Origin of the sequence: Nocardioides taihuensis, from assembly GCF_042657275.1 — a bacterium.
Lineage (GTDB): Bacteria > Actinomycetota > Actinomycetes > Propionibacteriales > Nocardioidaceae > Nocardioides > Nocardioides taihuensis.
The window spans coordinates 295,316-309,348 of record NZ_JBHSKD010000007.1; the positions used below are offsets into that span (position 1 = coordinate 295,316).

At 75.3% G+C, this 14,033-nt stretch carries 8 protein-coding genes; 7 read left to right on the forward strand and 1 reads right to left on the reverse strand.

All coding sequences use genetic code 11. The annotated features are described in order from the left end of the window. The first annotated feature begins 6 nt into the window (after window positions 1–6). Complete coding sequence (locus ACFPGP_RS07410) at window positions 7–3,411, forward strand: BTAD domain-containing putative transcriptional regulator (RefSeq protein WP_378588860.1); 3,405 nt, start codon at window positions 7–9, stop codon at window positions 3,409–3,411. A gap of 89 nt (window positions 3,412–3,500) precedes the next feature. Then, window positions 3,501–4,088: a calcium-binding protein gene (locus tag ACFPGP_RS07415; RefSeq protein WP_378588862.1), complete on the forward strand. Its 588-nt coding sequence runs from the start codon at window positions 3,501–3,503 to the stop codon at window positions 4,086–4,088. Between the two features lie 96 nt (window positions 4,089–4,184). Here ACFPGP_RS07415 and ACFPGP_RS07420 read toward each other — a convergent pair whose 3' ends face one another. Then, window positions 4,185–4,937, reverse strand: coding sequence for a hemerythrin domain-containing protein (locus ACFPGP_RS07420; RefSeq protein ID WP_378588864.1), 753 nt, complete (start codon window positions 4,935–4,937; stop codon window positions 4,185–4,187). A gap of 184 nt (window positions 4,938–5,121) precedes the next feature. On the opposite strand from ACFPGP_RS07420, the gene ACFPGP_RS07425 reads away from it, so the two are divergent. From ACFPGP_RS07425 to ACFPGP_RS07445, 5 genes are all read left to right on the forward strand, one after another. Beyond that, a complete protein-coding gene (locus ACFPGP_RS07425; protein ID WP_378588866.1) occupies window positions 5,122–7,266 on the forward strand; it encodes an MMPL family transporter in 2,145 nt (714 codons plus the stop codon). 77 nt (window positions 7,267–7,343) lie between these two features. Continuing rightward, window positions 7,344–10,712: a BTAD domain-containing putative transcriptional regulator gene (locus ACFPGP_RS07430; protein ID WP_378588868.1), complete on the forward strand. Its 3,369-nt coding sequence runs from the start codon at window positions 7,344–7,346 to the stop codon at window positions 10,710–10,712. Window positions 10,713–10,784: 72 nt separating this feature from the next. After that, window positions 10,785–11,144 carry a hypothetical protein gene (locus ACFPGP_RS07435; protein ID WP_378588870.1) on the forward strand — a complete coding sequence of 120 codons (360 nt, stop codon included), beginning with the start codon at window positions 10,785–10,787 and terminating at the stop codon, window positions 11,142–11,144. A gap of 83 nt (window positions 11,145–11,227) precedes the next feature. Continuing rightward, window positions 11,228–12,268 (forward strand): alpha/beta hydrolase, encoded by a 1,041-nt coding sequence (locus tag ACFPGP_RS07440; RefSeq protein WP_378588871.1) that lies wholly within the window; start codon window positions 11,228–11,230, stop codon window positions 12,266–12,268. Between the two features lie 57 nt (window positions 12,269–12,325). Continuing rightward, on the forward strand, window positions 12,326–13,927 hold the full coding sequence (locus ACFPGP_RS07445; RefSeq protein WP_378588873.1) for a DHA2 family efflux MFS transporter permease subunit: 1,602 nt from the start codon (window positions 12,326–12,328) through the stop codon (window positions 13,925–13,927). The last annotated feature ends 106 nt before the right edge of the window (window positions 13,928–14,033 follow it).

Below are 14,033 nucleotides of genomic sequence, written 5' to 3' on the forward strand. Positions count from 1 at the left end.
CGTCGGGTGCGCGTGAGCGTCCTGGGTGCCACCGAGGCGTGGCGCGGTGAGGAGCGGCTGCTTCTCGGGAGTCGCAAGCGGCGGGCGCTGGTCGCAGCGCTGGCGCTGTCCGGGGGTCGTCCGGTGTCGGTCGACGCCCTCGTCGACCTGCTCTGGGGCGACGCGCCACCCGACGGCGTCGCCGGGACGCTGCAGGTCTACGTCTCCGGCCTGCGCCGGGTGATCGAGCCCGAGCGGGCGCCGCGCGCGCCGGCCACGGTGCTGGTCACCGTCGAGCCGGGCTACGCGCTGGTGCTGCCGGACGACGGCCTCGACGCGGCGCGCTTCGACCGGGCCGTGAGCGGCGCGCACCGGCTGCTGGCCTCGGCCGGCTCGCAGGGGCCCGAGGGGGTGGCGTGGGTGCCCACCGGCCTGGCGGCCGCGGACCTCCGCGGCGCGATGGCGAGTCTCGACGAGGCGCTGGGGCTGTGGCGCGGCACGCCGTACGTCGAGCTGGAGGAGGCGCCCGCGGCCGTGGCCGAACGCGCCCGGCTCGAGGAGCTGCGCACGGTCGCGCTGGAGGATCGGGCCGTCGCCGCGCTGGCGCTGGGTGACCACGCCACCGTCGCGGCCGAGCTGGAGGCGCTCACCGCGCGCTACCCGCTCCGCGAGCGGCTCTGGGGCCTGCGTGCGCTGGCGCTGGCCCGGGCGGGGCGGCAGGCCGACGCGCTCGAGGCACTGGCGGCGGTGCGCACGGTGCTCGACGAGGAGCTCGGTCTGGAGCCCGGCACCGACCTGCGGTCGCTGCAGACCGCGGTGCTGCGGCAGGACCCCGCCCTGGCGTGGGCCCCGCCCCCGGGCGCCGACGTGGTCGAGGTGTCGACGGCGCCGGCTGCGGATCCGCACCCCGCGCCGGACCCGCAGGCCGTGACGGCCGCGCCCGCCCGGCGCCCCGCCGTCGTCCCCGGCGTCACCCTGCCGCCGTGGCCGCTGGTCGGCCGCGACCGCCAGCTGCTGCTGCTCATCGAGGCGTGGACCCGGGCGGAGACGGGCGTCCCCGCGTTCGCGGCGCTCACGGGCGAGCCGGGCATCGGCAAGTCGCGGCTCTCCGCGGAGCTCGCCGGCCACGTCGTGACGCGCGGCGCCCGGGTGCTGGTCGGCCGCTGCTCACAGGACGGCGGCGCGCCCGCGCTCTGGCCGTGGCAGCAGGTGCTCGAGCAGCTCGGCGAGCAGCTCGAGGAGGGCGGCGAGGAGGACGAGGGCTCCGAGTTCCGCGTGCGCGAGGGCCTGGCCCGCCGCGTCGCCGACGCCGCCGCGGCCGAGCCGGTGCTGCTGGTGCTGGAGGACCTGCACTGGGCCGACGTCGCGAGCCTGCGGGTGCTGCGGATGCTGGTCGACACCGTGGCATCCGGGCGGCTGCTGGTGCTCGCGACGTGGCGCTCGCACCCCGAGCCGACCGGCGCCCTGGCCGACGTCGCGGAGTCGCTGGCCCGCCGCCACGCGGAGCGCCTCGAGCTCACCGGCCTCGGGCTCGCCGACGTCGCGGCCGTGGTCGGCTCCGTGGCGAGCGTCGTCCCCGACGACGAGCAGTCGCGCCGGCTGGCCGAACGCACCGACGGCAACCCGTTCTTCCTGGTCGAGTACGCCCGGCTCGCCCGCGACGGCGACCTCACCGCCCTGCTGGCCGACCCCGACCCGCCGACCGCCGTCACCGACGTCGTGTCGCGCCGGCTCGCCCGGCTGCCCGACGACACCCGCGCGCTGCTGCGCTGGGCGGCGGTGCTCGGGCGCCGGTTCACGCTCGTGGACCTCGCGGCGGTCGCGGACCTGCGCGAGGACGACGTGCTCGACCGGCTCGACCCGGCCGTCGACGCGGGCCTGGTGCGCGAGGTGGGCGCCGACGGATTCTCGTTCGCGCACGCGCTGGTGCGCGACACGGTCACGGCGGCGACCAGCCCGGCCCGGCTCGCCCGCGCGCACGCCCGCACGGCCGAGGTGCTGGAGACGCGTACCGGTCGCGAGAGCGAGGTGGCCCGCCACTGGCAGGCCGCCGGCCCGGCGTACTCGGGCCGCGCCTGGCGGGCCGCGGCGGCCGCGGGTGGCGTGGCCCGCCGCCGCCACGCCTCCGACGCGGCCGTGGCGCTGTTCACGGCCGCGCTCGACGCCGTCGCGCTGGATCCCGAGGCCACGCCCCTGGACCGCTACGGGCTGCTCATGGAGCTCGCCGAGGTGTACCGCTGGACCGGCAACTGGCTGAACCTGATCGAGGTCGTCGAGGCGGCGATCGGGGTGGCCGACGAGCTCGGCGACATCCGGCTGCTCGCCGAGGCCGGCTGCGGCCTCGTGCGCGGCGCGCTGTGGCAGTCGCCGCGGCACGGCGGCGAGCACGTCGTCGTCGTCGACGCGCTGCGCCGGGCGCTGGCCGGCCTGCCCGAGGAGGACTCCGAGCTGCGCTGCCGGGTGCTGCTCGCGATGTCCACCGAGCTCTACTACCGGGTCACCCCCGACGAGCGTCAGGCGCTGGCCGATGCCGGCCTCGAGATGGCGCGGCGCCTCGGGGACCCCGAGCTGCTCGTGCACGCCTGCGAGGTGTGGGCCGTCGGCACGTGGCGGCCCGCGACCGCGCCGGCGCGCGTGGAGGTCGCCGAGGAGGGGGTGCGGCTGGCACGCGAGCTCGGTCACGAGCGGTCGTACGTCGCGTGCCTGAGCCTGCTGGCGATCGCGCTGGGCGAGCTCGGGCAGCGTGCCCGGCAGGCGGAGGTGATGGCGCTGGCCTTCCCCGAGGCCCGACGGCTGCACCTGCCCTACGCGCTGCTGGTGCTGGAGTCGATGGAGATCCCGTGGCTGGCCATGGAGGGTCGCTTCGACGAGGTCGAGGCCAGCCTCGCCCGGATCATCGAGGTGACCTCCGGGATGCGGCTGCCGCAGGCCGAGGACGGCGTCCTCGGCGCCGTCGGCGCCCAGCTGCTCTGGAGCGACCGGGCGGGCGAGCTGGCGGAGCTGCTCAAGGACACGGTCGACGGCCCGCTCCCGACCACGGCCCTGCACGCCGCGATCTGGTCGCGCATCGACCGGGTCGACGAGGCGCGCGCCGTGATAGAGGCGCGGGGCGCGATCGACCTCTCGGCGGACAGCTGGTTCTCCATGCTGGTCTGGGCGCCCGCCTGCGAGGCCGCAGCGGGGCTCGGCGACCGTGACCTCGCCGCGCGCGCCTACGAGCGGCTCACGCCGTACGCCGGCTACGCCGTGACCGGCGGCTCCGGCCTCTGCATCGGCCCGGTGCAGGCGTTCCTCGCGCTGGCCGCCGCGACGGTGGGGGAGACCGAGCTCGCGGCCCGCCACGCGGACCGGGCCGAGGAGATGTGCGCGGAGTGGGGCATCCCGCTGTGCGCGCAGTGGCTGCAGGAGCAGCGTCAGCGCTACGGGTTCTAGTCCCGGGCACTGGCGCGGGTCGCCCCACGGTGCTCCACTGGAGTGTCTGATCAGGGGGACCCCGCGGGGGGGGGGGGGGGGGGGGGCTCATGACCGCCACGCGACGTGCCAGGGGTGGCACCGGTGTCGTGCTGCTGGTGATGGTCCTGGCGGCCGTGACCGCGCCCGGGTCGGGGGCGGCGCAGGCCTCGCAGCGCGAGAAGCTCGAGGGCACCCGGCACGACGACCGGCTCGTCGGCGGACCCGCCGGCGACGACATCTACGGACACCGCGGCGACGACCTGCTCGTCGGTCGAGCCGGGGGTGACCTCCTTGCCGGGGGCAGGGGCCGCGACGTCATCCGGGCGGGGAAGGACTCGTTCCAGGACTACGTGCTGCCCTCCCACGGGCGCGACGTCGTGCGCGGAGGCCCGGGTTTCGACTACGTCTACGACTACGACCGCGTCGGGGACGTCGTCACGACCGGACAGGGCCGCGACTACGTGCTCGGCAGCGGGGCCGGTGGCCGGGACCGCTACGTCACCGGGCCGGGGCACGACGTGCTCGAGCTGCACCGCGACGGCCGGCGCGACCGGGTCCGGTGCGGCGCGGGCCCCGACCGGGTGAACCTGCGCGACCACGCGTGGCGAGACCACGACGTGATCGGCGCGGGCTGCGAGAGGGTCGTCCGCCAGTAGTTCCCCGGTGCACGTAGCTCACGGTTGTCGCCCGAAACTTCCCCTCACAACCGTGAGATTCACCGCCTGGGCGGTGAATCTCACGGCCCACCCCGCTCAGCGCACCTCGATCGGCCCGCCGACGTGGGCCAGCGCCCGGCGCTGGCGGCGCCGGAAGCCGCCGCGGGTGAGGTACCAGAGGGCCTGGTTCACCCGGCCGCCCGGCGCCGAGAAGACGGCGTCGCGCACCTCGGCGGGCACGCCCTCGGCGACCCACGGCACCAGCTTGAGCAGGGTGCGGGGCGCGATGTCGTGCTTGAAGCTCTCCTCCTCGATCTGGTGCCAGTCGGCGTCGGAGAGCCGGCGCTGGATGATCTCGATCGCCTCGGTCTCCTCGTGGCGCAGGTGCTCGCCGAGCTGGGCGCGCGCCGCGGCCAGGCGTACGGCGAGCGTGGCGCGGGCGTCCTCGTCGGCGTGCTCGCGCAGCCGCGCGAAACCCGACGCGCACGCCGTCAGCATCGGGTCGATGCCCTCGTGCTCGGCCTCCATCGCCTCCAGCACCTCCGCCTCCTCGGGCGTGGCGACCGCGAGCAGCCGGGGCCACAGGCCGCGGTCCTCGCCGGTGTGGTGCAGGTGCAGGGCCTCGGCGAACAGCGCCCACCGGTCGGCCAGGGCGACCCATGCCCGCCGGTCGTCCGCCGGCGTCACCGCCGCCGCGGCGGAGAGCACCGCGAGGTCGCGCCGGAAGGCGTGGTGCATCACGTACATCATCGTCATGTCGACCGGGCCCGGGTGGGCGGCGGTCTGACCGGGGAGCCGGACCTGGGTCGGCCAGGTCGAGCGGTCGGTCGGGTTCTGCGTCGAAGTCATCGCGGGGTCCTCTCCTCGGAGTCGTGGACCCCACGCTCGGCGAGCCCCCTTCACCACCGCTTGCAGCCGACTTACCCCCGGGGCCGGGACGGGCCGTTCGGGTCGCCGTAAGTCGCGTGCAAGTGCCGCGCAAGCGGGTGGCGGGACGCTTCTGCGCAGACCACCCCTGCGAAGGAGCAGAACCATGAACGCCACCCTCGACCGCCTCGGCCGGTTCTCCGCCGGCCACCCGTGGCGCGCACTCGCCCTGTGGGCGGCCGTGCTGACCGCGGTGATCGGGCTGGCCGCCACCCTCGGCGGGCCCGCCCAGGAGAACTGGAACATCCCCGACGCCCGGGCCCAGAAGGGCATCGAGCAGCTGCGCGAGCACCTCCCGGCCGCCGGCAACGCCAGCGCGCAGGTCGTCGTCCACGACGCCGACGGCACCACGCTCGACGAGGGGACCCTCGCCGCGCTGGGCGACGACCTCGCCGGCATGGACCACGTGCTCACCGTCTCCCCGCCGCGGATGTCCGCGGACGGCGACACCGCCCTCGTGACCGTCGGCTACGACGTCCCGGTCACCGACCGCGACCTCATGGGCAAGCTCGGTCCGCTCGAGGACGCCGTGGCCCCCTACCGCGACGCCGGCCTCCAGGTCGAGCTCGGCGGCGAGCTGCCCGGCACCGCGGCCGCCCCGATGGAGGGCCGTGGCGAGATGATCGGCATCATCGCCGCGCTGGTGATCCTGCTGCTGATGTTCCGCTCGGTCGTCGCCGCGGGCCTGCCGGTCGCGGTCGCCGTCGCCGGGCTCGGCATGGGGCTGACCGGGGTCACGGTGCTCTGCGGCCTGATGGACGTGAGCCCCACCGCCCCCACCGTGGCCGCGATGGTCGGGCTCGGTGTCGGCATCGACTACGCGCTGCTGATGCTGACCCGCATCCTCGAGCACGTCCGCGCCGGCGAGGACTTCGTCGACGCCGCCGCGCACGCGGCCACCACCGCGGGCCGCTCGGTCGTGCTGGCCGGCACCACCGTGCTGGTCTCGCTGCTGGGCCTGAAGCTGTCGGGCATCCCCACCCTGGAGGCCTTCGGCTTCACCACCGCCGTCGCCGTGGTCGCCGTGATGTTCACGGCGCTGCTGCTGGTGCCGGCCGTCGGCTCGCTGCTCCGCAAGCGGCTGCAGCCCCGCGCGGTGCGGCGCGGCCGCGTGCAGAAGCCCCAGGGCGTCCGCGCCGAGCGCTGGGCCCGCCGGATCGCCGGCCGTCCCGTCCCCTACCTGCTCGCCGCGGCGAGCGTGATGCTCGTGCTCGCCGCTCCGGTGCTCGACATGCGCACCTGGCCGCAGTCCGGCGGCGACGGGATCGGTGACACCACCACCCGCCGCGCGTTCGACCTGGTCTCCTCCGAGATCGGCGCCGGCGCGAACGCCCCGCTGCAGGTCGTCGTCGACCTCCAGCAGGCCGGGCAGCAGGGCGTCGCGACCGTGACCCGCACCCTCGAGGCGCGCGACGACGTCGCCACGGTGACGCCGCCGGTCGTCTCGCCCGACGGCGAGATCGCCGTGGTCACCGCGGAGTCGGCGTACGCCGACAACGACCCGCGCAGCGCCGAGCTCGTCCGCGACCTGCGGACCGAGGTGCCCGACGGCGTCGAGGTGACCGGGAACCTCGCGCTCTTCACCGACATCGCCGACCTGCTCGACGACCGGCTGTGGCTGGTGATCGGGTTCGTGGTGCTGATCTCGGTGGTGCTGCTGACGATGATGTTCCGCTCGATCGCGGTGCCGCTCAAGGCCGCGGTGATGAACCTGCTCAGCGTCGGCGCGGCGTACGGCGTGCTGACCGCGGTGTTCCAGTGGGGCTGGGGCCTCGAGCTGCTCGGGATCGACCACTCCCGGCCGGTCTCCTCGTGGCTGCCGATCCTGATGTTCACCATCCTGTTCGGGCTCTCCATGGACTACGAGGTGTTCCTGCTCTCGCGGGTCAAGGAGGACTACGACCGCACCCGTGACCCCCACGGGAGCGTGGCGCGCGGCCTGGCCTCGACCAGCCGGGTGATCACCGCCGCCGCGGCGATCATGGTGATGGTGTTCCTCGGGTTCGTCACCGAGATGGACGCGCTGATCCGGATGCTCGGCTTCGGCATGGGCGTGGCGATCCTGCTCGACGCCACCATCGTCCGGATGGTGCTGGTGCCGGCCACGATGAGCCTGCTCGGCCACTGGAACTGGTGGCTGCCGGGCTGGCTCGACCGGGTCCTGCCGCGGCTCGACCCCGAGGGCCACGTGCACGTGGCACCCGGCGCCCACCTGCCGGGCCGCGAGCCCGAGCTGGAGCCCGTCGGCTGACCCCGAGAGCCGGCGACACCACGCTGACCCGCCGTTAACCAACGGCGGGTCAGCGTGCGTTCTCCTACGCTCGGCGCGTGCAGATCCACGTGCTGGGCAGTGCGCGGGCGGTGCGCGCGACGGCCGAGGGGGACGAGCCGGTCGACCTGGGCGCCCGCAAGCCGCGCTCGATCGTGGCCGCTCTCGCCCTGACGCCGGGCCGGCCCGTCACCGCCGACCTGCTGGCCGACCTGGTGTGGGCGGGCGAGCCACCGAGGGCCGCGCACGGCGCGCTGCACGCCTACCTCTCCGGGCTGCGCAAGGCGCTCGAGCCCGACCGGCCCACCCGCGGTGCGGGCTCGGTCATCGAGACCACCGACCACGGCTACGTGCTGCGGGTGGACCCCGAGGACGTCGACGCGCACGCCTTCGCCGCGGAGGTCCGCGCGGCCGGACCCGTCCTCGCGCCGCTCGCCTCGCAGCTCACCGCCGGCGGTACGACGGGCTGGCCGTCGCGCGCCGAGGTGACCGCGACGCTCGACCGCCTCGACGCCGCGCTGGATCGGTGGCGGGGCGAGCCGTACGCCGACCTGCCGGACCACCCCGACGTGCTCGCCGAGCGGGCGGCGCTCGAGCAGCTCCGCGCCTCCGCCGAGGAGTCGCGGCTGCTCGGCCTGCTCGCGCTCGGGGAGCACGCGAGCGTGCTCTCCGCGACCGAGACCGCGACCGGGCGCCACCAGCTGCGCGAACGTCTCTGGGCCCTGCACGCCCTGGCGCTGGTCCGCGCCGGGCGCCAGGCCGATGCCCTCGAGGCCCTGCGCACCGTGCGCGGCGTCCTCGCCGACGAGCTCGGCCTCGACCCCGGCGCCGAGCTGCGAGCCCTGGAGGACGCCGTCCTCCAGCAGGCGCCCGGCCTCCTCGCGACCCTGCCCCGCCCGGTCGAACCGTCACTCAGATCCGTCGAACCGTCGCTCTGGTCCGGCCCGGCCCCGACGGTCGGCCGCGACGACGAGCGGGCGGTGCTCCGGAGCGTCCTGGATCGCGCCCGGGGCGGCTCCTTCGCGGCCGCCGTGGTCGTGGGGGAGCCCGGCCTCGGCAAGACCCGCCTCACCGACGAGCTCGTCGAGGCCGCGTCCGCCGCGGGCGTCCGGGTCGGCGTGGGCCGCTGCTCGCAGGACGACGGCGCCCCGCCGCTGTGGCCGTGGCGCGCGGTGCTGGAGGGCCTGGGGCTCGACGCCGACGCCACCGCCCCGGCCGACGAGGGGCTGGGCGCCGAGCAGCGGGCGTTCCTCTCCGCCGAACGCCTGGCCGGTGCGGTGCTCGGCGTGGCCGCCGAGGTTCCGGTGCTGGTCGTGCTCGACGACCTCCACTGGTCCGACGAGGCGAGCCTGCGCGCGCTCGCGCACCTGCTCGGCACCACCCCGCCCGACGTCGCGCTCGCGGTCGTGGTCACCCGCCGCCCTCACCCCGTGCCGACCGGTCAGCTCGCCCACGTCGGCGAGGTGCTGGCCCGGCGTCATGCCGAGCGCCTCGACCTGACCGGTCTCGAGCCGGACGGCAGCGCCGCGCTGCTGCGCTCGCTCGCCGAGGGCACGGTCGCCGACGAGACCGTCCGCGCGTGGCACGAGCGCGCGGGCGGCAACCCGTTCTTCCTGATCGAGCTCGCCCGCCTCGGCGCCGGCGCCGGCGCCGTCCCCGGCACGGTGCGCGACGTGCTCACCCGCCGCGTCGACGGGCTCGGCGACGATGCCGCCGACACGTTGCGCACCGCCGCGGTCGTGGGTCGTCACTTCCTGCTCGCGACCGTGGCCGCCGCGTCCGGCGCCGACCCCGACCTCGTCGCCGACCACCTCGACGCCGCCGTCGCGGCGGGGCTGGTGCGCGAGACCGGGCCCGAGCAGTACGCCTTCGCCCACGCCCTCACCCGTGATGCGGTCGACGCCGCGCTCTCGGAGACCCGCCGCGCCCGGCGGCACGCGCAGGTCGCCCACGCCCTCGAGCACGACCCGGCGGTCCGCGGCCAGCTCGCCGCCGAGGAGCTCACCGCCGAGCTCGCCCGCCACTGGCTCGCTGCCGGACCGAGCCACACCGGCAAGGCCTGGCGCGCCGCCCGCGCCGCCGCCGACCAGGCGCGCGGGCTCGCGGCGTACGCCGAGGCCGTCCGTCTCCGCTCGGCCGCCGTGGAGGCCCACCGGCGCTCGCCCGAGACCGACGAGAGGGAGCGCTACGACCTGCTGCTCGAGCTCGCCACCGACGCGGCGTACGCCGCCCGCTGGCCGGTCGTCGAGGCCGCCTCCGCCGAGGCGGCCGCGCTCGGGCGCCACCTCGGGTCGCCGGAGCTCGTGGGGCGCGCCGCCCGTGCCATCTCGCTCTACGCCGTGTGGCTGCCGCACGACGTCGACTGGGTCGACGAGGACCTCATCGACGACCTGCGGTGGGCGATGACCCACTGCGACGACGGCGACCGCGCGACCCGCTGCCGGCTCCTGCTCGCGCTTGCCGTCGAGCTCTACTACGTCGAGGGCTCCACGGCCGAGCGGAGGGCGCTGGTCGACAACGGCCTGGCCCTGGCCCGTCAGGTCGGCGACCCGGTGCTGCTGTGGTGGGCGGTCCGCGCGGCCTGGCTGGCCTGCTGGTCTCCCGGCCAGACCCGCGACCGGGCCGCCTGGGTGGAGGAGGGGCTCACCGCTGCCCGGGCCGCGGGCGACGAGGCGGCGGTCGCGGTGCTGCAGGTGAGCCGCGCCGTCGACGCGCTCGAGCTCGGTCACCGAGAGGCGTGGGAGGAGTCGTCCCGCGCGGCGGAGGAGATCGCCGAGCGGCTCCGGCTGCCCTACGTGCAGATCACCTTGCACTGGCTGGGCATGACCATGGCCGGGATCCGCGACGACCTCGACGAGGTACGGCGCCGCCACGCGCTGCTCGCCGAGACCGCGCCGCGCGCCGCGATCCCGCAGCAGGACCTCCAGGCCGCGGCTGCCTCCACCCTGGCCTGGCTGTGGCAGCCCGACCTGTTGCGTCCCGTCGTCGACCAGCTGGTGGCCGCGCACGAGGAGCACGGTGGCGGTGCACCGACCCTGCACGCGATGTTCGCGCGCTGCGGGATGGGCGCCGAGCTGGTCGCGTCGATGGCGCGCTACCCGTTGCCCTACGAGCAGGACGAGTACTGGTCGACCCTCAACGACTGGGCCTGGGAGGGCGAGGGCGCCAGCTTCGTCGGCGACCGCAGCGTGGCCAGCCACGCCCGCGACGTGCTCGCGCCGTACTCCGGTCGCATCGTCGTCGTCGGCGCGGTCGCCACGATCGGGCCGGTCGACGGCTACCTCGCGCTGGTCGAGGCCACGCTCGGCGACCACGAGGCCGCCGTGGCGCACCTGGAGGCTGCCGAGCAGCTCGCGGCGGAGTGGGGGATGACGGCGTACGTCGCCTGGCTGGGCCGCGAGCGCGCACGCCTCGGGCTCGCCCACTGAATTCAGCGCGCGACAACCGGGCGGCAAGTCGGGGGTAACCGTCCGAGAAGCGCCTGCTGGTGACGTGGTGCCATGGACACCACGACCCCCCGCGAGGCACGCAGCCTCCCCGCGACGGTGCGCACCGTGCTGCTGCGCAACCTGCTCGCGGCGGCCGGCGCGGCGGGGGCATGGGCGGTCACCGTCTCCCTCGTCGGCGGCCTCGCCCCGGCGACCGTGGTGACCGTGCCGAGCGGCGTCGAGCGGCCCTCGGCCGCCGAGCGCCTGGCGGCCGCGCACGACTGCTGGACCGACGACGCCCCCGCCGGCGTCGTCCCCGCCCACGCGGTCGTCACCCTCCCCGGCGACCGCCCGCGCGTCGTGCCCGCCGACGTCGGCTTCGGCATCTGGCTCGACGGCGACCCCGGCACCCTGCACGCCTTCTGCCCCTGACTGACAGTTCGGAGCGAGGCCCCCCTTCCCGCACCCGCGTGGGGCAGATCGCTCCGAACTGTCGCCGTGGGTAGGGTCGCCGGGTGTCCGCCCCCCACCTCCCCCCGACCGCGGTCGAGGGTGACGAGCTGGTGTTCCGGCGGGCCGACCCCCACCACGAGCTGGGCGGCGTCCGCGTCTGGTGCGACCTCGAGCTCGGCGCCGACCTGGCGATGACAGAGGTCCCCGGCGGTTGGGAGCTGCGCCTGCCGCGGCCCGACCTCGACTGCCTCGAGTACCTCCTCGAGCCCGACGGTGGCAGCCCCGAGACCGACCCCGGCAACCCGCTGCGCGTCGACGGCGCCTTCGGCGAGCACTCCTGGCTGCCCTTCCCCGGGTACGCCGCCCCGACCTGGCTCGACGAGCCGGCGGTCGAGGGCGTGCTCACCCCGGTCGTCCTCGACGACACCGCCCTCGGGCGCGTGGACGCCGCCGTCTGGGAGCCCGCCGACGCCGACGGACCGCTCCCGCTCCTGCTCGCCCACGACGGCCCGGAGATGGACCGCTTCGCGCACCTCACCCGGTACGTCGCCACCGGGATCGCGTCGGGTCGCCTGCCCGCGATGCGGGTCGCCCTGCTGTCGCCCGGCGCCCGCAACGAGCGCTACGCCGCCAACCCGGCGTACGCCGCGGTGCTGGTCGACGACGTCCTCCCCGCCCTGCTGGAGCGCTTCCCCTCCGACCACCGCCCGGTGCTGTCGGGCCAGAGCCTCGGCGGCCTGGCGGCGCTGCACGCGGCCTGGACCTCGGCGGCCACCTTCGGCGGTCTCTTCCTCCAGTCCGGCTCGTTCTTCACCGCCGAGCTCGACGCGCAGGAGTCGGGGTTCGAGTTCTGGGGCGAGGTGACCGGCTTCGTGGCCTCGCTCCTCGACGCCACCGAGGCCGCGCCCGGCGCCCCGCGCACCACCCTGACCTGCGGCACTGCCGAGGAGAACCTCGCGAACAACCGCCTGATGGCCGACCACCTGCGCGCGACCGGGGTCGACGTCGCGTGGGGCGAGGCCCGTCAGGGCCACACCTGGACCTGCTGGCGCGACCTCCTGGACCCCCACCTCACCGACCTGCTGCGCACCGTCTGGGCCTGAACTGGTTGTCGGCGGCAAGTTCTAGACTGGGCGGGTTGTCCCGAGAAGGAGCGCCGCATGGCTGACAGCCGTGAACCCGCCGGAGGCACGGGAGCGCCCGCGACCGGCGGCCAGTACGTCCCCACCGACCTGCCCGACCACATCGACCGCGCCGTGCTGAGGATCGCCGGCGTCGTCGTGCTCGGCGCGTTCATGTCGATCCTCGACATCACCGTCGTCAACGTCGCGCTGCCGACCCTCCAGGTCGAGTTCGGCAGCCCGGGCGACCCGCTGCCCTACTCCACGGTCGCGTGGACGGTCACGGCGTACACCCTCGCCCTGGCCACGGTGATCCCGATGACCGGCTGGGCGGCCGACCGGTTCGGCACCAAGCGGCTCTACATGACCGCGATCGCGCTGTTCGTGGCCGGCTCGGCCCTGTGCGCGACCGCGTGGAGCATCGAGGCGCTGATCGGCTTCCGCGTGCTGCAGGGCCTCGGCGGCGGCATGCTGATGCCGCTCGGCATGACGATCATGACCCGCGCCGCCGGGCCCCACCGGATGGGCCGCCTGATGGCGATCCTCGGCGTGCCGATGCTGCTCGGCCCGATCCTGGGCCCGATCCTGGGCGGCTGGCTGATCGAGGTCGCCAGCTGGCACTGGATCTTCCTGATCAACGTCCCCGTCGGCATCGTCGCGATCATCTACGCCTGGCGCGTGCTCCCGCGCGACAACCCCGAGCCCTCGGAGTCGTTCGACTTCCTCGGCATGGCGCTGATGTCACCTGGCCTCGCGCTGTTCCTCTTCGGCGTCTCCTCGATCCCGGGTGCGGCCGACGACCAGTACTCCTACACGCGGGTCTGGGTCTCGATGATCGTGGGCGCCCTCCTGGTGACGGCCTTCGTCTTCCACTCCTTCCGGCCCGAGCACCCGCTGCTCGACCTGCGGCTGTTCAAGAACCGCAACCTCACGGTCTCGCTGATCACGATGTTCCTGTTCGCCTCGGCGTTCTTCGGCGGGCTGCTGCTGGTGCCGACCTACTTCCAGGAGGTGCGCGGACTGTCCACCCTCCAGGCGGGCCTGCTCGTGGCGCCGCAGGGGCTCGGCGCGATGGTCACCATGCCGATCGCGGGGCGCCTGGTCGACAAGCACCCGATCGGGCGGATCGTCCCCTTCGGACTGTTCGGCATCCTGGTCGGCATGTTCGGCTTCACCCAGCTCACCGCGACCACGCCCTACTGGCTGATCTGCACCCAGCTGTTCGTGATGGGCCTCGGGATGGGCGCGACGATGATGCCGCTGTTCACCTCGGCGCTGAAGACGCTGAAGGCGCACGAGGTCGCCCGCGGCTCGACGTTGCTCAACATCAACCAGCAGATCGCCAGCTCCTGCGGCGTCGCGATCATGTCGGTGATCCTCACCAGCCAGCTGCAGGCCTCCGAGCTCGCCGGCCCCGCGATGGCCTCGCTCCACGACCCGTCGCTGGCCGACCAGCTGGGCCTGACCACGGCGATGATCACGCAGGGTCTCGACGAGGCCGCCGCGGCCTTCGCGAGCACGTACTGGGTGGCGTGGCTGATGATCCTGGCGACGCTGGTCCCGGTGTTCTTCCTGCCGCGCAAGCAGGAGGCGACCCACCTGCTCGACGACGAGGGCGTGCCGCCGGTCGTCGTGCACTGACCAGCTCGGTCGTGCGGGTCGTGTGCCCGAGGCCACCCTCTGGGGTGGTGTCGGGCACACGACCCCCGACCTTGCCTGACGCGGAGCGTCCGCATTCCGCACTAGC